The sequence below is a fragment of the Citrobacter arsenatis genome (assembly GCF_004353845.1).
Classification (GTDB): Bacteria; Pseudomonadota; Gammaproteobacteria; order Enterobacterales; family Enterobacteriaceae; genus Citrobacter; species Citrobacter arsenatis.
Window position 1 is genome coordinate 4,238,913 of the sequence record NZ_CP037864.1, and the last position, 23,215, is coordinate 4,262,127.

Genomic DNA, 23,215 nt, shown 5'->3' on the forward strand with positions numbered 1-23,215 from the left:
ATGACGGCCGGATGGCGATCCGCTTATCCGGCCTACATTATTGACCAGGCCTGATAAGGCTCAGCCGCCATCAGGCAGTTAGCCGCTGAATACGTTACCTGCACCCGGCGCTGTTTTCAGTACCCATACGCGACCATAGTGATTATACCACCCTGCACGGTGTCCGGCGTCAGCGCCAATGCCCTGGTAGATATCGAAGTGTTGCCCTTTAATCGCCCCACCCACATCTAACGCCACCATCAGGCGCAGTTCGTACTGACCGGTAAACTTGCCGTTATTGTCCAGTAACGGGACTTCCGCCAGTAACGTTGTGCCCGCAGGAATGATACTGCGGTCAGAAGCCACGGATGCGCGGCCAATCAGCGGTACCGCGCTGGCACCTTTCACCGGGGCAAAAGATTGCGGTTTAAAGAAGACAAACGATGGGTTCTGCTCCAGCAGCTCACGCACTTCGGCTTCGCTGTGCGTTTCACCCCAATGGCGAATAGCCTGCATCGACATATCTTCTTTTTTCACTTCACCACGGTCGATAAGCACTTTGCCAATACTGCGGTAGGCGTGGCCGTTTTTCCCGGAATAGCTAAAGAAATTGAGCGGGCTACCATCGCCAAAATCGATGTAACCACTGCCCTGAACATCCATAATGAAGTTATCCATCAGGGAGTTGCTGTACGCCAGAATGTAATTGTCACTTAGCGCGCCCGCATAGATCTCGGCACGGGAGGGTAAGCGCCCACGTTTTGGCGGCATGCGATAGATAGGATACTGAAACTCGCCCTGACGCGTATGGCGCGCCTGAATCACCGGCGTGTAATAACCGGTAAACTGGACGTTACCGTAATTGTCCGCCCCTTCCATTTGCCAGGCATCAATACCAAACTGGCGCATGCTGCGCGTATCACCGCCCGCGCGTAACCATTGCTGGATAGCGTTGTAGACGTTGCTCTGGTTACCGTACAAACGTGGCGAAGCGCTGCGAATTTGATTAACCTGCTCGGCGAAATCACCGGCATTGATTGGTGCGCCAACCGCATCAGGCTGGTTCACCAGTGAGAAAGGCTGGGTAAATTTCCCGTCTTTATACTGCTGCCCACGATCGGTGGGTTTTGAGGAACACGCGGCGAGCATCGCGACTACTGCTCCCGCCAGAAGATATTTTGCCCAACGTCCTTTCATTGTTCTCGTCTTATGTTGCCTGAATGCGAGACGAAGATAACAAACCCCCGAACCTAATGAAATGCGTATACATACCCCAACGCAAATTTTGAGCAAAAAATAATCCAGAATGCGTTGTTTTTGTTCATTTTCACCCTAAAAACGTGATCACGGTGAAAAAAGGGTTGCATGAAAATGCGAGCAGAGTATAGTGCGCATCCACGGACGCGGGGTGGAGCAGCCTGGTAGCTCGTCGGGCTCATAACCCGAAGGTCGTCAGTTCAAATCTGGCCCCCGCAACCAATTAAAATTTGATGAAGTACAAGCAGTACGGTGACGCGGGGTGGAGCAGCCTGGTAGCTCGTCGGGCTCATAACCCGAAGGTCGTCGGTTCAAATCCGGCCCCCGCAACCAATTAAAATTTGATGCAAGATTTTTGCAAAGTAGTTCGAATCACAGCAAGGCGGCGACGCAGTGAATCCTTAGGAGCTTACTCCAGTAAGTGACTGAGGTGAACGAGGAAAGCCAACGCTGATGTGGTTTGAAATACGAAGCAAAAAGACGGACGCGGGGTGGAGCAGCCTGGTAGCTCGTCGGGCTCATAACCCGAAGGTCGTCGGTTCAAATCCGGCCCCCGCAACCAACATTATGAACACCTTGACGGGTGTTTTTTTGTATCTACGGTCCGTAAAAAAAGCGCTTTTCAGCGCTTTTTTGTTATCCCCTTCTCGCCAGCGTTGCCCCATCGGCAAAGTAAGCTTTAATCCCCGCCAGAATCGACTCTGCCACTTCCTGCTGGAAGGTCGCCGTTTTGAGTTTACGCTCTTCCTCAACGTTACTGATAAACGCTGTTTCCACGAGGATAGAGGGAATATCCGGCGCTTTTAGTACCGCAAAACCGGCCTGTTCAACCTGGTTCTTATGCAGATTGTTGATTTTGCCCAGCTTGTTCAATACCGCTTTACCAAACTTCAGGCTGTCGGCGATGGTCAGTGACTGCACCATGTCGAACATGGTGTGGTCGACATATCGGTCGCCGCTTTTGCTGACGCCACCAATCAAATCCGAGGCGTTCTGGGTTTGCGCCAGATATTTCGCGGCGGTACTGGTCGCACCTTTGGTCGAGAGCGCAAACACCGATGAACCGCTGGGTTGTCTGCTGGTAAAGGCATCGGCGTGAATAGAGACAAACAGGTCTGCGCGCTGCTTCTGCGCTTTCGCCACGCGGACTTTAAGCGGAATGAAGATATCTTCATTTCGCGTCATAAAGACCTTCATGTTGCCCTCTTTCTCTATGAGGGCTCGCAGGCGGCGGGCGATCTGCAGTACCACATCTTTTTCACGCGTCTTGTATTTCCCCACCGCACCGGAATCCTCGCCGCCGTGGCCAGGGTCGAGCATAATGACAATAGGACGATCGCGTCCCGCTTTACCCGGCTGCGGGCCACTTTGCGCAGGCGGCACCTGTTTATCCAGATCGCCCTTGTTGTAATCTTCCAGCAACGCCAGCAGCGGATCCTGAACATCTTGGGCATTCGCAGGATAGAGATCCATCACCAGACGTTCTTTAAAGCCAGCTACAGGCGCCAGCGCAAAAAGTTGCGGCTTCACGTTCTGTTTCAGTTCGAATACCATCCGCACGGTCTGTGGATCAAACTGCCCGACGCGCGCCGACTTAATATACGGATCGTCAGGACGGATTTGCGTACCAATGCCCTTAAGCACCGAGTTCAAATTAACGCCTTCAATATCCACAACCACACGCTCAGGATTACTCAGGGCAAACTGTTTGTATTTCAGCAGACGGTTAGATTCTACCGTGACGCGGGTATAGCTGGACGCAGGCCAGATACGAACGGCAACGACCTGACTCGCAGCAGCCAGACCGACCTGGCTGACGCTCAAAAGCCACATTGCACCCGCACCTTTCAGTAAACGGCGGCGACTGATTGCTGAATTGGATCCCGACATGCTTCTCCCGAGCAAAAGAAATCTTTATTGAGGTAATACGTAAAACGTCCGAATTGACCGGAAACTTTAGCGAATGACGCATAATCTGTCATCTATAAAAGGGTAAACATTCTTTTTATATTCACGGCATTACTGAGAAAAATCTTCGGCATGGGTAAAAATTACGCTTGCGCACAGCCTCAAAACAGAATAAAAATACACAAATTACGAATAATCATGCAATGAGGGTGTGCCGTGGTGAAGGAGCGTAGAACCGAACTGGTACAGGGATTCCGCCATTCTGTTCCCTATATCAATACCCATCGGGGAAAAACGTTTGTCATTATGCTGGGCGGCGAAGCCATCGAGCATGAAAACTTTTCCAGTATCGTCAATGACATTGGTCTTCTTCATAGCCTCGGCATCCGCCTCGTCGTGGTCTATGGCGCACGACCGCAGATTGATGCCAATCTTGCGGCGCATCATCATGAACCGGTGTACCACAAAAATACGCGCGTTACCGACGCTAAAACGCTGGAGCTGGTCAAACAGGCTGCGGGATTACTTCAGCTTGATATTACTGCCCGCCTGTCGATGAGCCTGAATAATACGCCATTGCAGGGCGCACACATCAATGTGGTCAGCGGTAATTTTATTATCTCCCAGCCGCTGGGCGTTGATGATGGCGTAGATTACTGCCATAGCGGACGTATTCGTCGTATTGATGAAGATGCCATTCACCGCCAGTTAGACAGCGGCGCGATTGTGCTGATGGGCCCGGTCGCCGTTTCCGTCACCGGTGAGAGCTTTAACCTGACGTCAGAAGAAGTTGCCACGCAGTTGGCTATCAAACTGAAGGCAGAGAAAATGATCGGGTTTTGCTCCTCGCAGGGCGTCACCAACGATGACGGCGATATTATTTCCGAGCTGTTTCCTAACGAAGCCCAGGCTCGCGTTGAGTTGCAGGAAGAGAAAGGCGATTACAGCTCCGGCACGGTGCGCTTCCTGCGCGGGGCGGTAAAAGCCTGTCGCAGTGGCGTACGCCGCTGCCATCTGATCAGCTATCAGGAAGATGGCGCTTTGCTGCAGGAACTGTTCTCCCGCGACGGGATCGGTACGCAGATCGTAATGGAAAGCGCCGAGCAGATCCGTCGCGCTACCATTAACGATATCGGCGGGATTCTGGAGCTGATCCGCCCGCTGGAGCAGCAGGGTATTCTGGTCCGCCGCTCACGCGAGCAGTTGGAAATGGAGATCGACAAATTCACGATTATTCAGCGTGATAACCTGACCATCGCCTGCGCCGCTCTGTATCCTTTCCCGGAAGAGAGAATTGGCGAAATGGCGTGCGTGGCGGTGCATCCGGACTACCGTAGCTCGTCGCGCGGGGAAGTATTGCTGGAGAGGATCGCCGCACAGGCCCGGCAAATGGGGCTGAGCAAACTGTTTGTGTTAACCACACGCAGCATCCACTGGTTCCAGGAACGTGGCTTCACACCGGTGGATATCGACCTGCTGCCGGAAAGCAAGAAAGAGATGTACAACTATCAACGGCGGTCAAAAGTGCTGATGGCGGATTTGGCATAGGAGTGGTTGCCGGATGCGGCATAACTGCCTTATCCGGCCTACATCGCTGGCACATCTTTTATAGGCCGGATGGCGCTGACGCTTATCCGGTCTACATCTACATCATGCCGTCATTAAATAATGCTGACAGTCCGCTGCGTCGTTCGGTGCGGGTGGCAATGGCGCTACTCAAAATCCGATCATCGGCATACAGCGACAGACGGCGGCGCGCGCGGGTAACGGCGGTATAGACCAGCTCGCGGGTAACCACAGGTGAATGTTGACTAGGTAAAATTAACGCCGCGTGGTCAAACTCCGATCCCTGCGATTTATGCACCGTCATCGCCCAGGTGGTTTCATGTTCAGGCAAGCGGCTGGGCTGCACCGACTTGATAGCACCATCCGGCAGCGCAAACCACACCCTCAGGCCCTGTCCACGGTCGAGGGCAATGCCGATATCACCGTTGAATAATCCCAGCGAGCTGTCATTGCGCGCGATCATCACCGGCCTTCCCTCATACCAACGGCTATGTGTCGAACGATGAATTTTACGTTTTTGCGCCATCACCTGCTCGATGCGTTCATTCAATCCCCCCACGCCAAACGGACCTTCCCGCAGAGCGCAGAGTAGCTGATACTCATTGAAGGCCTGAATGACGGCACCCGGCTCAGCTCCCTCGCGCAGTAAATCCAGATAGTGCCCGTAACCCGCCAGCGCTTCATCCAGCATCGCGGCATAATCCTCACCGCTGTGTAGCGTGCGTTTTTCGATGTCGCTAAACCCCTGCTGGAAAACCGTTTTTATCGCGGCTTTGTCGCCACGATTAATCGCTGCAGCCAACTGACCGATTCCGGAATCGCTGCCAAAACGGTAGCTCTTTTGCAGCAGACACAGGCTGTCGCGCAGGGCAGCCGCCTGAGTGCCCGGACCAGCCGGAATAACGCTTCCAGTCAGACGACTGAGCTGACGGGCGCGTTCCGGGGTAAACCCGTCACCGACGAAAGCACAGATATCCCCCAGCACCGCCCCTGCTTCGACGGAAGCGAGCTGGTCGCGATCGCCAAGAAAAATCACCCGCCCGTGCGGCGGCAGCGCATCGATAAGGCGCGACATCATCGGCAAATCAATCATCGAGGCTTCATCCACCACCAGCACATCCAGATGCAGCGGATTTCCCGCATGATGACGCAGGCGCTGGCTGCCAGGCTGAGCGCCTAATAATCGATGCAGCGTACTGGCGTCATCGGGGACGCGTTTCTTTTGCTCATCGGTGAGCGGTAGCTCTCGCAGCGCCGCACCCAGCGAAGCGGTCAGGCGCGCTGCCGCTTTTCCCGTTGGTGCCGCCAGACGAATACGGCAGCGTTCGCCGTCCGCCATTTGAATCAACGCCGCCAGCAGTCTCGCAACCGTTGTTGTTTTTCCGGTTCCCGGCCCGCCAGAGATCACCGATATACGGCGAGTCAGCGCGACAGCTGCGGCCACTTTTTGCCAGTTAACCCCCTCCGATGGCGGAAACAACGCCGCCAGCGTGTGGGTCAGCCGTTGTTCGTCCACCTCGATGGCGTGGTTAACTTCACTGAAAAAGCGCGCCACTGCACGTTCGTTATGCCACATTCGGTTCAGGTACAGGCGATCGCCGTACAGCACCAGCGGCGTAGGTTGCTCGCCACGGCTCACCGCCCCGGAAGCCAGCAGACATTCCGCCCAGTTCTCAGGCTCTCCCGCTTCAGCGAGCCAGGCGCTTAACACAGGATGCGCGTCCTCGCTCAGCGATAACCGTGAAAGCGGTAAGCAAACGTGCCCTTCTCCTGCTTCGCGGCTAAGTAACGCCGCTGCCAGCGCAACGGCAGGGTTATCATTTCCGGCAACCGCCAGCGCAAACTGGGCATCAAGAGGCCGGAGCTGTTTTTGCTCAACGGCTTCCAGTAATCGTTTCTGGATTGTCATGACATCTCCTCCAGTGGCGCACCGGCAAACATTTCGTCCATCAGGGCGATCAACTCCCCGTCAGGTCGGGTCGCGTAAATTCCCTGCTGCGGATTCTCACGGTCAACGCCACGCAGGAAGAGATAAATAACACCGCCAAAATGGCGTTCATAATCGTAATCAGCAATGCGATGGCGCAAGTAGCGATGCAGCGCCAGAGTATAAAGTTGATACTGTAGGTCGTAACGATGCGCCTGCATGGCAGAGGCCATCGCCTGCTGCGTATAGGCTGAGCTGTCTTCGCCCAGCCAGTTCGATTTGTAATCGAGCAGGTAATAACGCCCCTGGTGGCGGAATACCAGGTCAATAAAGCCTTTCAGCATGCCGCGCACCTGCATAAATTCCAGCGCAGCGCACCCCGCCGAGAGCGGATCGTATTGACGAATTAACGCATCAAGTTGGTTGGCCATTAGCGGCTGCGAAATCGGTAAATAAAACTCCATCTCCACCTGTTTTTCACGCGCGGAAAGCTGGCTCAAACTCACGCCCGTCTCGTTGAGAGGTGCCTGCAAAATGGCGTCCAGCCATTCGGTCAACACCGGCGACCAGTGTGCCTCATAACCGCCTAACGCCAGTTTTTCCTCGACCCAATGCGGATCGACCGGTTGAGTAAAATCGAGATCTTCAAACAAGCTATGCAAGAATGTGCCCGGCGAAGCGCCGCGCGGGAACTGATGCGGCGTAAGTCCCGACTCTTCAATAGCATCTCCGACGCCTGCGGCATCGATATCCAGTCGCGGGATCAGATCCTGCGCGATACCATGCCCACGCTGTTGCAGACCGGAATAGCTGGTCACGCGCCAGCTATCGCCGGGCGTACGCCGCAGTAATTTCGCACTCAGTTCACCGCTAACAGCCTGTGCAACCTGCCAGGGTTCACCGTCAGGCGGCACTGGCGTCTGGCAGGCAATATCGTCGCTGCACAGCGCTTCAAGCGCACCACGCAGACCCGCGGCATCCATCGGCTCACCTTTTTGCAACAGTCGACCAAGCGCGCTCTGATGCACATCGGTATCCCCTTTTTTATCGCTCCGACGGCGCACTAACGGCGCAACACCAAGGCTGCAGTGCCATACCGAACGAGTTAGCGCGACATAAAGCAAACGCAGATCTTCCGCCAGGCGTTCCGCTTCGGCCAGCTCAACGCTCTCCTCGGCATCGCTGAGATCCAGCACCGCTTCAAAGGAGCTGCGATCGTGGTAGAAAGCCTGATCCTGGACGCGGAAATTGGTGATAAACGGCAGCCAGACCAGCGGATATTCCAGCCCTTTCGATTTATGGATGGTGACGATTTTGACCAGATGCTTGTCGCTTTCCAGCCTGAGCTGCTGGCTCGACGCGTTGCTGTCGGGTTCAAGAATATGCTGGGACAGCCAGCGTACCAGCGCATGCTCGCTTTCCAGCTGCGAGCCGGCTTCCTGCAACAGTTCGCTAATATGTAAAATATCGGTCAGACGGCGTTCGCCCCCTGCCGTTGCCAGCAGGTTTTCCGCAATCTGGCGGGCGGCCATCAGCGCGCGCAGCATTGGCATCACGCCGCGTTTATGCCAGATCTGACGATAGCCATCGAACTCTTCGACCACCGCATCCCAGGCATTTTCGTCGTTATTTAACGCTTCAAGATCCTGCGCATTCAGCCCCATCATTGAGGTCGCCAGCGCACTACGCAGCGTGTTCTCACGCTCCGGCGTCATCACCGCCTGCAGCACCCACAGCAACTCCTGCGCCTCCAGCGTTTCAAATACGCTGTCGCGGTTGGAGAGGTAGACTGAGGGAATGGCCAGTTGCGTAAGCGCATCACGGACCAGCGCTGCTTCCTGGCGGCTACGAACCAATACACTGATGTCCGACGCGCGTACCGGACTGGATGTTTTACCGCTGACCAGTTGCGCAGCGCCAGAATGCCCGGCCTTAAGCCAGTCGCGAATTTGCGTGGCGCACACCTGGGCCATGTAGTTCTGATAGTCGCCTACGCCACAGCTTTCCCCTTCCATCAGCCACATGCTCATAGCTGGCTGTGTTTCACCATGTAAAACAAACTGAAGCGCCTGATTTTTTTCTGCAGATTTTACCGGGCTAAAGGGGATTTCGCGGAACATAAAGGCGTCGTCCATCTGGCTGAAAAGCGTATTCACGCTATTGACCATGCCGGGGGCCGAACGCCAGTTGGTATCGAGCGTATAGTGTGCGCTGACTTCGCTGCGCGCCTTCATATAGGTGAAGATATCCGCGCCGCGAAACGCATAAATAGCCTGTTTGGGATCGCCAATCAACAACAGCGCGGTCTCCGGCTGATGCTGCCAGATCCGGCGAAATATGCGGTACTGTTGCGGATCGGTATCCTGGAATTCATCGATCATTGCGACCGGAAAACGAGTACGAATAGCCGTCGCCAGCGCATCGCCGCTTTCACTGCGCAGCGCCGCATCCAGACGGCTGAGCATATCGTCAAAGCCCAGCTCACCGCGGCGTCGTTTCTCTTCGGCAACCGCCGTGCGGATCTCCGCCAACGCCCGGGTGATCACCAGATCGCGCAGAGTTAACGGTTCGCTAAGCAGTTCATCAATAGCGACAAACAGCGGGTGCTGAGGGGTTGTCCCGCCCGCTTTGGTGCGCTCTTCCAGAAAACGCTGTGAGAATTTTTCCAGTGCGTCAGGAAGCTGATAACTTTGGGTTTCTTCCTGTGCCCACGCGCTGATCTTTTCGATCCACTTGCCCTGGTTACCGCGATTAAATTTACGCCGGTCGATCCCGGACGCTTCCAGCAAGCCGTCCAGCTCATCAACGGAATCACACCACTGCTGCTTGATTTGATTAATGCGCGCGAGAATTTGTTCGTGCCGGGAGGCCAGCGTTTCGTCATCGGACGGCGGAGCCTTGATAACCGGTGCTTCCCCCTGCAGATAGCGATCGATATCTCTCAGCAGCGCCTGCGGTCCTTTCCACGTTTCAAAAATCACCTGCGCAATGTCGCGGGGTAGCGGATAGCAGTGCCGACGCCAGAAGTCCGCGCAGGCCTGATAGCGCAGCAGCGATTCATCTTCTATCAGTTGCTGTTCGAACAGCATGCCAGACTCAAAGGCGTTAAGACTGAGCATACGTTGACAAAAACCGTGGATGGTAAACACCGCCGCTTCATCCATCTGTCTTTCAGCCAATAACAGCCACTGAGCGGCCTGTCTTTTATCGGCGATTTCGTCTAACAAACGGGCGTATAGCGGGTTGTCGGTGGTTTCACGCAGGCAGGCAATTCGCAGTTCATGAATGTTGCTACGAATTCGACCGCGCAGCTCTTCAGTGGCCGCCTCGGTGAAGGTGACCACTAACAGCTCTTCGACGGTCAGAGGACGAGGAAAGGCGGCAGAGCCGCCCAGTCCAAGCAATAAACGTAAATACAGGGCGGCGATGGTAAAGGTTTTACCGGTGCCCGCAGAGGCTTCAATCAGGCGCTCGCCCGTCAGGGACAAGCGCAGTGGATCAAGGGACTCAGCGGCATCATTCATTCTTATCACTCATCAGGGGTAAGGTTTGCTGCAACGCGCTGACGGTCTGCCACACTTTCCAGCCTTCCGGGTGCACATATTCTGCTTTCCCGTTCTGACTGCCGGAAACTTGTGACAGTATCGCCATGCCTTGCGGCTCAACCACCGCCTGATGGAAGAAGTCGGCAAGTTTTTGCGGCGTCAGCAGTTTAATCTGAGCCACTATTTTATCACGTGAATCGAAGCGCATATTGCCGCGATCAAAATCTTTGCTTAACTGTGAGGCTTCTGCCCCCAACGTTTGCGGCGCCTGCAGCATTTGCGCAATAATCGCCTGCTGAATTTGCGCGAACTCTTCAGGTTTCATCGCCCGCAGCTTCGCTTCCGCCGTCGGGAAGAACGCTTTATAACGCTCCCAGAGGTAAGACGGCTGCTTATCACTGCTTTGCAGCAGGAATCCCATTCCCCACTGACGGCCCACGCTCATCGGGAAAGCAAATACAGCGTAGCCTAACTGTTCTTCAGTACGCAGTTGATTGTAGAACCACGGCTGAACAATCTGCCCTAACATGGCGCTGTAGGCTGAACTGGCGTATTCATCGTATCCGGTTGGCACAAATACCGCCGCCAGCGCAGAATCCGTGCTGCTGCCTGCTTTTTCAAAGATGACGGACTGCTTTTTGTCCACCACCACATCTTTGTTGCGACACCACTGTGACCCGTTAGCCCCAAGCTGTTGTTGGATATCCCGCGCCATGCTCGTCGTCTGAGCTTCGCTCATATTGCCAATGACCAGAAATTCAGGCCGCGCACCGGTTTTTAAGGCGTCGCGGTAGGTCATCACCTCTTTCAGGGTGATGGAAGGCAGCAGCTTACGGCGCTCGTCGCGGGAGAAGTACGGCACCTGAGAAAGCATCTGCACCGGCATAATAGCCTGATCGTAGGCTTTACCCTTCTCTGCGGAATCCATCATCTGCGCATACCACGATTTCGCCTGTTCCAGCTGTTCATCCGTTGAGGTGTAGCTGAAATAGCCGCTCAGCAGCGCCTGAAAAAGCTGCGGCAAACGTTGGGTGTAGCCGTTGGCGTTAAGCATCAACCCATTGTTAGCATTGGTAGAAAAACCAATTCCACCTACCGATGCCTGGTTGCTTAACTGATCGAGCGCAATCCCCGCCAGATAATCGTTAAGTGCGAATAAGACCTGGTTACGGGCGCTGTCCATGGCTTTTGGGTTGCGCAGGATCACGCTGACGTCAGCTTTCGGCTCGCTGGAAAAATACTGGCTCGGCGCATACACCACGCGTAAATCCGGCTCATCAACAATCAGTTCCGGGTGAGGATATTTTTTATCCGTCTTAATCAACGTGAAGTCATCCGGAATGTAGGGGTTCAACTCCGGTAACGACAGCGCGATACCCTGCGCTTTTTGCTGCCAGTCGGCAAAGGTTTTGTCGCTGATTTTATCCACCTGGTACGGCGCATCGACAAAATAAGCGGTTTTATTATGCGGCTCTTTCGCACTGATAAACCAGATACGCGCATTCTGCGGCGTCATCATTGCCAGACGTTGCTCAACGGCTTTCGCATCGTACTGGTCGGCAATGTTCACGGCATCCAGCGTATGCTCGACGGGAACGCGGATCATGGTATCAGCCAGCCATTCCACGTAGTCCATATCACGGGTGATGGAGGGATAACGGAAATCGAGATCCAGCACGTGCGCCAGCTCGTCAAAATAGCGTTTATCGACACCTTTCTCGCGTAACAAATTGAGGTAACTGAAGATTGCCGCGACCACTTCATCGCGGTTCGCCAGCCCTTTGTCGGTTAACGTCGCGGAAATAGCTAACACGCCGCTGTTCCCATTGACCACCGGATCGGAGTCTGCGCGAATACCTTCAACCAGACCCTGCTTTTGCAGCCAGTCAGACAACGTGCCCGGGCTACGATTGCCAATCAGATAGGTCACCAGTTCATCGGTTTTACTGCGGAACTGCGCGCTGTTGTTATCGATACGAAACTCGACGCGCAGCACTTTACGCGGCATTGCCGGAACATAGTGGATGATGACGCCCTTTTGCGCCTCGGTGACTACCGGTACGGTGATTTCAGGCTTTGCGATATTTCTGTTCGGTACGCGCCCAAAGGTGTCAGCCGCGATCCGCGCCAGCTCCGGCAGCGGTTTATTGCTATAAATCACCGCCTTCATCAGGTTCGCGGAGTAGTACTTTTCATGAAATTTCTGTAAAGCTTGCACCACCGGGTTGCCCGGTTTATCGCTTAATGTCTCGAGATTTCCGCCAGAGAAACGCGAGCCTGGGTGCGCCGGGTTGATGGTCTCAGCACTTACCTGCGCCATACGCATCCCGTCTCGGGTACGCGCCAGCGTCAGCTCGGAGTTAACCGCGTTACGCTCGCGATCGGCGTATTTTTTATCCAGTAACGGATCGGCAATCGCGTCCGCCAGACGATCCACCGCTCCCACCAGCGCGTCGTTTTCGACTTCAAGATAGAAGGCCGTACGATAGGGCGCAGTGCTGGCATTGTGGCTGCCGCCGTGCATTTTCAGGAATTCAGCCAGGCTGTCCGGTTGTGGGTATTTTTTCGAGCCCATCAGGCACATGTGTTCAAGATAATGCGCCAGCCCCTGATGATCGTCCGGATCTTCCAGCGAGCCCACGGGAACGACCAGTGCAGACAGAGATTTCACGGCCTGAGGATCGGATACCAGCAGCACGACCATGCCGTTATCAAGGCGCACGGCCTGATACTGACGGGTGTCTTTATCGCTTTTACGGATGGTTTCAGCTAAAGGCTGCCAACCGGTATCTGCCTGACTTACGGGAATCCAAAGGGCGACGAACAACAGTACTGCGCTGAACCAGGTGCTGCGGGGCATTCACAAACCTCATCATTAACGTATTCACCTGTTCACTGCAAAGCACGCATAAATACGTGCTCTGAACAGGGCAAGATTATGTGCTGAACGAGCCAGCATCTTCTCATTGTAAGAATCAGTCCGTGACAGAATGCGCATCATAGTGGAAGCCATCGAATTGCGCAATTTTTATACAACCATCATGACTGATTAAAGCGAAAAATCGGTAACAGGAAGCGCTGAGACTGTAAAACAATGGTCTCCAGTGTATCAGCATCCAGTTGACGCCAAAGGCGCTGATACCAGATATCATCGCCTTCACCCCGTACCATCATGTTGCCTTCATAGGCCTGCAGAAACTTACTGCGCGCTTTTTGCAACGTTGCATCGTCATCTAACATGGCATCATTTGCGGCGTCATAACAGGTTTTTATCCATGCACCGCCACTTTCGGGTAATACCAGCAATGGTGACGACATGCCTTCCCGATACCCCTCAATGAGTTGCGACAGGTACAGCAACGCCTGTTCTGCATCCAGTGGCGGAAAACGCCATTCCCCGTCTTTACGCAGGAACAACCGGCTCTCTCCCGTACCGCCACTGGCACAATAGACAAGATGTTCCAGCCAAAGTTGCACCCCCTGCGCAATGCTTATCAAAGATGGGCGCCAGCGCAACAAACCGTCCTCTTGCACCTGCGGCAACCAACCGGTGATTTGCACGCCGTTACAGTTAAGATCGATTTCCATGCTCTGACAGGGCTGACGACAGGCGATAATACGTTCAGCCAGCGACTGCATCTCCTGACGCTGCGTATCCCACAGAATTTCGCCAAATGGCCCATAGGGAAGCGCGCCCGCCGCACGAAAACGGCGGAACAGCCGTTCAGCATCGTTCTCTTCAACCAGCGTATTAAGCAATTGCTGATTAAGCTGATAGCGGGTTAATCCTTCAAGGGTGAACGGTTCCGTTTCCGGGATCTCACTCTCTTCAGAGCGGAAATTAACCCTCAAACGCATCTGGAAAAAGGCCCGAACCGGATGAGCCCAAAACCGCTGCAGCGTTTCCAGCGTCAGCGTTTCGGGCATCTCGAAGGGAAGAGGCTGTACAAAGTCCGTGTGCGCTTTTCCTGACAGGCTCGCCGCAGGCAGCCATTCCCGGGCATAGCTTTGCTGCTCTCCTGGCAGATAGTTTTGTGCATCAAAGGGCATGCGAGTATGCAAACGGGTAATGTGTGCTTTTACCCGGGCCTCGCTTTGATCGCAGGTCAACGATTCATCGCCCGGCAGGTAGTGGCTTTGCCCGATGTAGTCCATCAGTTCCTGTACCAGTACCGACGGAAAGCGCTCGCTATTGTCCTGAATGGAGCGGCCAATGTAGCTGATATAGAGCGTTTGCTGTGCCGAAATCAATGCCTCGAGGAACAGATAGCGGTCATCATCGCGACGGCTACGATCGCCCCGCATCGGTTTTTGGCTCATTAAATCAAAACCCAACGGCGCAAGCTGCCTCGGGTAAACGCCATCGTTCATGCCCAGCAGGCACACTACTTTGAAAGGAATGGAGCGCATTGGCATCAGCGTACAAATGTTAACGGGCCCCGCCAGGAAGCGCTGGCTAATGCGTTCCTGGTCAAGACGCTGGGCCAGCTCATCACGTAACAGAGAGAGCGGTATAGCATCGCCGTACTCGGCCCCTAAACCTTCGGTAATAATGGCCTGCCACTGCTGTTCAATCAGCGTCATTGCCGCTTCGGTGTCCGCGTCCGGCAGGAAGAAATCATTAAGCATATCCCGGCAAACGGGTAACCACTCTTCCAGCGGACGTTCCTGTGCTAATCCTCTACGCCAGAGGTTGAGCTGCATCAGCAACGAGGCCAGGTGGCCTACCAGCTCGGCAATCAGACCGCTGGACTCATCGTAAGGTAATACCGATTGCCACTCGCCCTGCGCGCTTTCCATCGCGTAGCCAAGCAGCATACGCGTTAAACCAAATTGCCAGGTATGCTGACCTGTAGGCGGAAGTTCCAGTTCACGCACGTTATCGTCGTCAATCCCCCAGCGAATTCCGGATTCATTGACCCATAAGCGAAGATAACGCAGCCCTTCTTCATCGATATTAAAACGCGCCGCCAGCACGGGAACATCCAGTAACGCCAGGACATCCTCTGAGACAAAACGGCTATCCGGCAGCGACAGCAGGCTAATAAAGGCCTGTAAGACGGGATGAGACTGGCGCGCCCGACGGTCGGAAATCGCATAAGGTATGTAACGCTCGGCTGGTGCGCTGCCAAAGACCGACTGAATGAATGGACTGTAGCTGTCGATATCCGCCACCATCACGATAATATCGCGCGGCGTCAGCGTTGGATCCGCTTCCAGCATTGCCAGTAGGCGGTCATGAAGTATTTCTACCTCGCGCTGTGGGCTATGGCAGACATGGAAAGTCACGCTGGTATCGTTCAGCTCAAGCCGGCGTTTATTGTCGCTCCGGGAATATTCTTCCAGCGTAACGCCCGCCACAGCATGACTTTCAAGCTCCAGAATATCCGATTGAATATTGTGCAAAAGATTGTCAGGCGTAATATCGACGAACGCATCCAGCTCCTGGCTATTTTCCAGTTCTGAAAGCAGATAAATGTAATCGCGCCCCAGTTTGCCCCATGAGGCCAGCATCGGGTTGCCCACATCCTGTTCGCCATCGCTATTAAATAATCCTTCAGCTTTCTGACTGTCACGAAACAACGGCAGATGGCGTTCTTCAAAGCTGTGCCGACGCTGACGCGCCATCAGCTTCGCCAGCCAGGCGGGATCTTTAATATCCCCCCAGTAGTAGCGACAAGGGTTGGTAAACAGCAGATAAATATCAATGTGCTTACCCAGCGCCTGCAATGCCTGCAAGTAAACCGGCGGTAGCGCCGAAATACCGCAAATAAAAACACGAGAAGGCAGTCCCTGTGGGCACTCAGACGCACTTTCCAGCGTCTGAATAAATCGTTGGTATAAATTGGCACGGTGCCAGCGCGGCTGGCCTAATTCCTCGGTATATTCCACCAACGCTTTCCACAACGGCGCTTGCCAGACCTGAGACTCACCGAGCCCGTCAACCAGTCGCCCGGCTTCCCACTGGGTCAACCAGTCAGGGCGGTAGACTAAATACTGATCAAAAAGGTCAGCTGCGCGCGAAGAAAGCTGAAACAGCTTACGTTTATCTGTGTCGTCCGTCAGATAGTGGCGCAGCAATGCGAAGTCATCACTCTCCAGCAATTGCGGCAACAGCGTCATCAACTTCCAGCTCATGCTCTGTTTGCTGAACGCGCTCTCTTTCGGGATATCCGGCAGCACACGCACAAACATATCCCAGATAAAACTCGCGGGTAGTGGAAAATCGATGTTAGCGGCAATACTAAACTTCTGTGCAAGGGTCATTTGCAGCCACTGCGCCATACCGGTACTTTGAACCAGGATCATTTCAGGTTCAAAGGGGTCGTCCAGCCGCTCGCGCTCAACGATAAATTCCATTAACGCTTCCAGCACATCCAGACGATTGGAGTGGTAGACCCTTAACATAGCGACTCCTGACTACTGACTACTGACGATTCGGACAATGCAGACGCGTCATCTGACCCTGCCTGCCCAAGGGTGAAGATATTTTAACGTTGATGCTGACACATCCCGCTCTCGTTGTCTGCATTCGGTTAACCTGCCAGTTCAAAGGTGATGAAAACTGATACAGTTGGGTTTGCTGCCATGCGTGACGCCAGAGTTGTTGATACTGGTTTCTGATGATAAAGCTGTTCATCAGCGCCCGCTGGTATCCCGACAACGCGGTCACAATCATTATCATCAGCACCATTGCCAGCATCACTTCCGGCAGGCTAAAGCCACGCTGTCTGTTCAGGGGATCTGACATAACGCCAGCTCCTTTAACGGGCAAAAATCGCTCCAGCCATGCGCCGAAAAGGCGATATTGCCATCCATAACCGCTCCCTGACGCCATAACGATACCCCTTCATAGTGGGCAATAAGCAGCACGTAATTATTGGTAAGCAGGCGCAGACAAAGCGCGGTATCCTGGGTGGTATCGTGCCGGCACTGTACGGCGGGTTGTATGCCCCAGGGCTGCATACGCCCCCATTCCATCGCGGATTGCACCTTCGCCTGACGCTGCAGCGCCTGGCTTTGCGTGACCACTCGTGAAGCGAAGCTGGCCTCCTGCCTGCTAACGCCTTGCAGCAAAAGAGTACCGAGTACCAGCAGCAACAGGACCATCGCCAGGGATGAAACGCCTCGCTGACGGTTCACAGGTTGAATCCCGTAACGCTGTACACCGCTTCAATAACCTTGTGTGGTTCGACGTTGTTCACTCCGCGCAAACGCAGCGTAATGAGCGGGGAATACCCGCTGATATTCAGCCGTTCAACCTGAAATGCCTCAATCTGTATCGTGGCTGGATCGGTCATTTTCTCCCACCCTTTTCCATTGCAGTCGGTTGCTCCCCGCAGGGTCTCCAGTACCTTGTCCTGTAAACGAAAGCCGATTACATCAGACTCTTTCGCGGGACTGCTCTCCCAAACGCCGTTGCTGTTGGCATCCCAGCGAGCAATAACACAGTCCCCCTTAGCCGATATCACCAGTGCCTCTCCGCCACAGTTTCCCCGGCAATACCCTGCCCGCTGAAGATGCTTCGCCACGGTGTAGACCCGCTGCCATATTTCATCTTCCAGTGCCAACTGACTCGTATTGCGCAGAATCTCTCGCTGCAGCGCCGGTAAAAATCGCGCTGCGCTAAGCAGTAAAATGCTGCTAATCGCCATCGCAATAAGCACCTCCAGCAGAGAAAATCCCCGTTCGTTTACTGACATAATCTGGCCTCATCGCGTTCGCAAAGCCTGATTCGCCCCCAGCCAGACACCACCACGCGCCATTCCCCTGCCGTATTTTTCAGGCGAATATGGCCGGCCCATGCCGTATTGCGCAGACCAAAAAAGGCCAGCGAAGGCGTTATCTCTGCCATTTCGACGTCGTCCCAAAGTGGTGTAAACACCAAAGGTGAAGCGAGTTTGCACGCCTTTTGCGAAGCCGCAGAGCTGACAAAGCACCACGATGCGCCATCCCGAATCACGCTTATTACGTGATCGCGGTTACGCCAGTTAGCATCTTCACGCAGTTGCAGCAGGTAATCCCGGACCTGGCAGGCGGTTTGCCACAGGCGCTGTTGTTGCTGCCAGCGCTGCCAGCCATACAGCCCAGATGCGCCAAGCACCGCGACGATCAGCATCGCAATCAGGGTTTCGAGAAGCGTGTAGCCGAGTTGTTTTTTCATGCCGCCAGTATGGCGTGAGAAAAATGAATAACGAGCGGGAAATTCGGTTTCTACGGCGAGCTACGGAGAATATTTTTCGCGTTGCAGGCCGTTGCAAAAATTCAGGAATCTGCGCCGAAGAACGCGATTTTAGACAAAAAAAACCGACGCACACGGGCGTCGGTTATGACAGCATGAAGTCGGTTAGATAGCCACTGGCGCTTTAATACCAGGATGGGGATCGTAACCTTCAATTTCGAAGTCTTCGAAGCGATAGTCAAAAATAGATTCAGGCTTACGTTTGATAACCAGCTTCGGCAACGCGCGCGGTTCACGGCTAAGCTGCAGATGCGTTTGATCCATATGATTGCTGTACAGGTGCGTGTCACCGCCGGTCCAGACAAAATCACCCACTTCTAGATCGCACTGCTGCGCCATCATGTGTACCAGCAAGGCGTAGCTGGCAATGTTAAACGGCAGGCCGAGGAACACATCGCACGAACGCTGATACAGCTGGCAGGAGAGCTTGCCATCTGCCACGTAAAACTGGAAGAACGCATGGCACGGGGCCAGCGCCATTTTATCCAGCTCACCGACGTTCCATGCGGAAACGATGATACGGCGAGAGTCCGGATCATTTTTCAGTTGGTTTAACACCGTGGTGATCTGGTCAATATGGCGACCATCTGGCGTAGGCCACGCGCGCCACTGCTTGCCATAAACCGGGCCTAGATTACCGTTTTCATCTGCCCATTCGTCCCAGATTGAGACGTTGTTTTCATGCAGGTAGGCAACGTTAGTGTCGCCCTGCAAAAACCACAGCAGCTCATGAATGATCGAGCGTAAATGGCAGCGTTTAGTCGTAACCAGCGGGAACCCTTCCTGCAGATTAAAACGCATCTGATGGCCAAAAATGGAAAGCGTTCCGGTTCCGGTACGGTCGTTTTTCTGTGTGCCTTCATCCAGCACTTTTTGCATCAGTTCTAAATACTGTTTCATGGTTCCTCAGGAAACGTGTTGCTGTGGGCTGCGGCGGTACGCCCAAACCATCATAATTATGCCTGCGACAATCATCGGGATAGAGAGGATCTGTCCCATACTGATGTACTGTACCCAGGTGCCGGTAAACTGCGCATCCGGCTGGCGGAAGAATTCAACAATAATACGAAACGCGCCATAGCCAATCAGGAACAGACCGGATACCGAGCCCATCGGGCGCGGCTTGCGAATGTACAGGTTGAGAATGATAAACAGCACAACACCTTCGAGCGCCATCTCATAAAGCTGTGAAGCGTGGCGCGGCAGAGAGCCGTAGGTATCGAAAATAGACTGCCATTGCGGGTTAGTTTGCAGCAGTAAAATATCTTCGGTGCGAGAGCCAGGGAACAGCATGGCATATTTGAAGTTCGGGTCGACCCGTCCCCACAGCTCACCGTTGATAAAGTTGCCCAGACGCCCTGCGCCCAGACCAAACGGAATCAACGGGGCGATGAAATCAGAAACCTGGAAGAAAGAACGCTTGGTGCGCCTGGCGAAGATAATCATCACCAGGATCACGCCGATAAGCCCACCGTGGAAGGACATTCCACCGTCCCAGACGCGGAACAGATACAGCGGGTTATCGAGGAATAACGGGAAGTTATAGAACAGTACGTAACCAATACGCCCGCCGAGGAAAACCCCAAGGAAGCCCGCATACAGTAAGTTTTCTACTTCATTTTTGGTCCAGCCACTACCCGGACGATTCGCGCGGCGCGTCGCCAGCCACATCGCAAAAATGAACCCCACCAAATACATTAAGCCGTACCAGTGAAGCGCGACGGGTCCGATTGAGAAAATGACCGGATCGAAATCCGGAAAATGCAGATAGCTACTGGTCATCTGTCACCACAAGTTCTTGTTATTTCGCTGAAGTCAGACAGCAATTGATAAGCGCGCCTGCATAATGCAGGCGCTCCAAAGGTGCGAATGATAGCACATGGGGATCGCAGCGGATGCCGGGAAGATGTAAAAGATCTGTATAAGTAATCTTTACCCCGTAATGCCTGATGGCGCGACGCTTTTCAGGCCTACAATCCCCCGCGAATCAGCCCCCCCATGCCACGGCGCTCCATAAAGGCCGCTACCTGATGGCGTACTTCAGCCGCCATCTGCGCTTCCAGGCTGCGCTGCGCCAGCGTTTGTGCCTCATCAAAATCGATATGGCGCAGCAGATATTTAACGCGAGCGACGGAACGACCGTTCATCGACAAATGGCGGAAACCGAGGCCAATCAGAATAGCCACGCACATCGGGTCGCCCGCCATTTCACCGCATAAGCGCAAATCGATACCGCTTCTTTCGGCTTCCTGCGCAATCATCGCCAGCGCACGTAACATCCCCGGATGCAGGCTGTCATAAATGCTGGCTACCCGTGTGTTGTTACGATCGACGGCCAGAATGTACTGGGTTAAATCGTTGGTTCCGACCGAGATAAAGTCTATCCGGTTTGTCAGATGAGGCAGCATGAACACCATCGATGGAACTTCCAGCATGATGCCAATGCGCGGTTTCGGGATCGCATAGCCGATCATCTCTTCCACTTCGCGTCCGGCGCGTTCAATCAAGCGTCGCGCTTCGTCCACTTCATCAATACTGGTTACCATCGGCAGCAAAATGCTGAGGTTGCCGGTTGCCGCGTTGGCTCGCAGCATGGCACGAACCTGGATCAAAAAGATCTCCGGCTGATCGAGCGTTATGCGAATCCCACGCCAGCCAAGGCATGGATTCTCTTCACTGATCGGCATGTAGGGCAGCTGTTTATCGGCGCCGACATCCAGCGTACGCAGGGTCACCGGCTTGTCGTTAAACATTTGCAGCATGCCCTGATACTGCGCAACCTGTTCTTCTTCCGAAGGAAAACCGCTTTGCAGCATGAACGGGATTTCAGTGCGGTACAGGCCAATGCCGTCGATTCGGCTACCCAGCTTTTCTTCATGTTCCGGGCTGAGACCTGCATTGAGCATCACCTTCACGCGCTCGCCGCTTTTCAGCTGTGCAGGCTGGTTGACGTCATCTTCCGCCAGGCGGCTCAGCTCAATTTCTTCACTGATAAGTCGCTGGTATTCCTGGATTAATACCGGTTCCGGGTCGACCAGCAGTTCACCGCGATAACCATCCACCACCAGCGTACGGCGATGCAGCACCGACGGTTGGATATCGGCCCCCATGACGGTAGGGATACCCAACGCACGCACCATAATTGCCGCATGAGAGTTGGCTGCGCCGTCCCGGACAACCACGCCGACTAACCGGTCCTGAGGAAGTTCCGCCAGCGTTGTCGCGGAAAGCTCATCCGCCACCAGCACAAAACGTTCCGGCCAGGCATTCGGTCCCTGAACAGAGTCGTCAAGATGAAACAGCAGACGCTGGCCCAGCGCGCGTAAATCTCCGGCCCGCTCTTTGAGGTAGTTATCACTCAGCGCGGCAAACTGTTCGGCAAATTTTTCGATGATCGTTTTCACGGCCCACTCGGCCACCGAACCGTTATCCACTTCCGCAAACAGCTCACGGCGCAGACGGGTATCGGAAAGCAGGTGCGAGTAGAGATCAAAGATCGCCGCCGTTTCTTTCTGTGCCCCGGCAGTAAAGCGTTTGCTGTAGCGGCGGAATTCGTTCGCCGCCTCTTCCAGCGCACCGGTCAGTCGCTCGCGCTCAAGCACAGGGTCCAGCGTTGAAGCCTGATAAACCTGCTCCATCAGCGGCAGCGTTGCGTCCTGCCAGCCTTCGGCTATTGCCACGCCTGGGGCGGCAGGCAATGCACGGATACGCGTTTGCCGGTATTGGCCGAACAGCGCGTTTAGCTGCGACTGCGAAAGAATAGCCGCCATTTGCGTGGCGAGCGTGACGAGGAAAGATTCTTCACTTTCATCGTACTGGCGCAATTCGCGCTGCTGCACCACCAGCACACCTAAAAGCTGACGGCGCTGAATGATCGGTACGCCTAAGAACGCACGAAAGCGCTCTTCTTTTACCGAAGGGATGTATTTAAAACTGGGATGTTTTTGCGCATCGGCGAGATTGATAGGTTCCGCCAGCCTGCCAACCAGGCCAACGATACCTTCATCAAACGCGAGTGCGACAGTGCGACCACGCGGTTTTTTCAGTCCCCGGGTCGCCATGAGGTAATAACAACGTCGATCGTGATCGGCCAGATAAACCGAACAGACCTCTGTATCCATCGCAAGACAGATGTCGGTAACCAGAATATTCAGCGCTTCATTCAGACGCGGAGCACTGGCCACCTTTTCGACTATTTCGCGCAGGCGGGTGAGCATAATTTGCGTAGCTTAACCTCTTTTACGTCTGTACGCAGGTGCGCTTTGCGGCTTAGGAGTGCTCTCCTGAAGCGCCATGACAACACCTGCGAATTCTTTCATCACCCTGCGATAGACATCGCGTTTAAATGACACCACCTGTCGAACCGGATACCAGTAACTCACCCAGCGCCAGCCGTCGAACTCAGGTGTACTGCTGGTTTGCATATTGATTTCAGCATCGCTGCTGACCAACTGCAGAAGAAACCATTTTTGTTTCTGGCCGATACAAACCGGCTTCGTGTCCCAACGCACCAAACGTTTCGGTAACTTGTAACGCAACCAGTTACGAGTAGAAGCAAGGATCCGTACATCTTTACGACTGAGACCCACTTCTTCAAAGAGTTCCCGGTACATCGCCTGCTCTGCTGTCTCTCCTGAATTTATCCCACCTTGCGGGAATTGCCAGGAGTGCTGACCAAATCGCCGGGCCCACATGACCTGCCCCTGGCGGTTACAAATTACTATCCCTACATTCGGGCGGTAGCCATCGTCATCAATCACCGGACTACCTCAACATAAACCTTATATACAA

15 protein-coding genes and 3 tRNA genes are annotated in these 23,215 nt (G+C 54.2%); 4 read left to right on the plus strand and 14 right to left on the minus strand.

Going from position 1 to position 23,215, the window contains the following annotated elements:
• Positions 1-78: 78 nt before the first annotated feature.
• A complete protein-coding gene (gene mltA, locus E1B03_RS21380; RefSeq protein WP_003034021.1) occupies positions 79-1,176 on the minus strand; it encodes a murein transglycosylase A in 1,098 nt (365 codons plus the stop codon).
• 205 nt (positions 1,177-1,381) lie between these two features.
• On the opposite strand from mltA, the gene E1B03_RS21385 reads away from it, so the two are divergent.
• From E1B03_RS21385 to E1B03_RS21395, 3 genes are all read left to right on the plus strand, one after another.
• Positions 1,382-1,458: transfer RNA gene (locus E1B03_RS21385), tRNA-Met, on the plus strand.
• Between the two features lie 34 nt (positions 1,459-1,492).
• Positions 1,493-1,569: transfer RNA gene (locus E1B03_RS21390), tRNA-Met, on the plus strand.
• Between the two features lie 152 nt (positions 1,570-1,721).
• Positions 1,722-1,798 (plus strand) — tRNA-Met (locus tag E1B03_RS21395).
• A gap of 74 nt (positions 1,799-1,872) precedes the next feature.
• On the opposite strand, the gene amiC is transcribed toward E1B03_RS21395, so the two are convergent.
• Positions 1,873-3,126: an N-acetylmuramoyl-L-alanine amidase AmiC gene (gene amiC, locus E1B03_RS21400; RefSeq protein WP_103769108.1), complete on the minus strand. Its 1,254-nt coding sequence runs from the start codon at positions 3,124-3,126 to the stop codon at positions 1,873-1,875.
• 234 nt (positions 3,127-3,360) lie between these two features.
• Here amiC and argA point away from each other — a divergent pair, with 234 nt between their 5' ends.
• Complete coding sequence (argA, locus tag E1B03_RS21405; RefSeq protein ID WP_003034012.1) at positions 3,361-4,692, plus strand: amino-acid N-acetyltransferase; 1,332 nt, start codon at positions 3,361-3,363, stop codon at positions 4,690-4,692.
• Between the two features lie 97 nt (positions 4,693-4,789).
• Here argA and recD read toward each other — a convergent pair whose 3' ends face one another.
• The 12 genes from recD to rppH all read right to left on the minus strand — a co-directional run bounded on the left by recD (position 4,790) and on the right by rppH (position 23,184).
• On the minus strand, positions 4,790-6,619 hold the full coding sequence (gene recD, locus E1B03_RS21410; protein WP_103769107.1) for an exodeoxyribonuclease V subunit alpha: 1,830 nt from the start codon (positions 6,617-6,619) through the stop codon (positions 4,790-4,792).
• A complete protein-coding gene (gene recB / locus E1B03_RS21415) occupies positions 6,616-10,161 on the minus strand; it encodes an exodeoxyribonuclease V subunit beta (protein WP_133086883.1) in 3,546 nt (1,181 codons plus the stop codon). The genes recD and recB overlap by 4 nt, the downstream gene beginning before the upstream one ends.
• Positions 10,154-13,042 carry a pitrilysin gene (ptrA, locus tag E1B03_RS21420; RefSeq protein ID WP_133086884.1) on the minus strand — a complete coding sequence of 963 codons (2,889 nt, stop codon included), beginning with the start codon at positions 13,040-13,042 and terminating at the stop codon, positions 10,154-10,156. Before ptrA ends, recB begins: the two co-directional genes overlap by 8 nt.
• A gap of 179 nt (positions 13,043-13,221) precedes the next feature.
• Positions 13,222-16,590, minus strand: coding sequence for an exodeoxyribonuclease V subunit gamma (recC, locus tag E1B03_RS21425; RefSeq protein ID WP_103769104.1), 3,369 nt, complete (start codon positions 16,588-16,590; stop codon positions 13,222-13,224).
• Between the two features lie 19 nt (positions 16,591-16,609).
• Positions 16,610-16,933: a prepilin-type N-terminal cleavage/methylation domain-containing protein gene (locus tag E1B03_RS21430; protein ID WP_103769103.1), complete on the minus strand. Its 324-nt coding sequence runs from the start codon at positions 16,931-16,933 to the stop codon at positions 16,610-16,612.
• The gene (locus tag E1B03_RS21435; protein WP_103769102.1) at positions 16,918-17,325 is read right to left on the minus strand and encodes a DUF2509 family protein; all 408 of its coding nucleotides are present in this window, start codon (positions 17,323-17,325) and stop codon (positions 16,918-16,920) included. Before E1B03_RS21435 ends, E1B03_RS21430 begins: the two co-directional genes overlap by 16 nt.
• Entirely contained in the window at positions 17,322-17,885 is a 564-nt protein-coding gene (locus tag E1B03_RS21440; RefSeq protein WP_133086885.1) for a prepilin peptidase-dependent protein, read from the minus strand. Before E1B03_RS21440 ends, E1B03_RS21435 begins: the two co-directional genes overlap by 4 nt.
• Positions 17,876-18,346: a prepilin peptidase-dependent protein gene (locus E1B03_RS21445; protein WP_133086886.1), complete on the minus strand. Its 471-nt coding sequence runs from the start codon at positions 18,344-18,346 to the stop codon at positions 17,876-17,878. Before E1B03_RS21445 ends, E1B03_RS21440 begins: the two co-directional genes overlap by 10 nt.
• 183 nt (positions 18,347-18,529) lie before the next feature.
• A complete protein-coding gene (gene thyA / locus E1B03_RS21450) occupies positions 18,530-19,324 on the minus strand; it encodes a thymidylate synthase (protein WP_003033990.1) in 795 nt (264 codons plus the stop codon).
• A gap of 6 nt (positions 19,325-19,330) precedes the next feature.
• Positions 19,331-20,206, minus strand: coding sequence for a prolipoprotein diacylglyceryl transferase (lgt, locus tag E1B03_RS21455; protein ID WP_103769099.1), 876 nt, complete (start codon positions 20,204-20,206; stop codon positions 19,331-19,333).
• Positions 20,207-20,394: 188 nt separating this feature from the next.
• Entirely contained in the window at positions 20,395-22,641 is a 2,247-nt protein-coding gene (gene ptsP / locus E1B03_RS21460; protein WP_103769098.1) for a phosphoenolpyruvate--protein phosphotransferase, read from the minus strand.
• A 12-nt stretch (positions 22,642-22,653) separates the two neighbouring features.
• On the minus strand, positions 22,654-23,184 hold the full coding sequence (gene rppH / locus E1B03_RS21465) for an RNA pyrophosphohydrolase (protein ID WP_103769097.1): 531 nt from the start codon (positions 23,182-23,184) through the stop codon (positions 22,654-22,656).
• Positions 23,185-23,215: the final 31 nt, after the last annotated feature.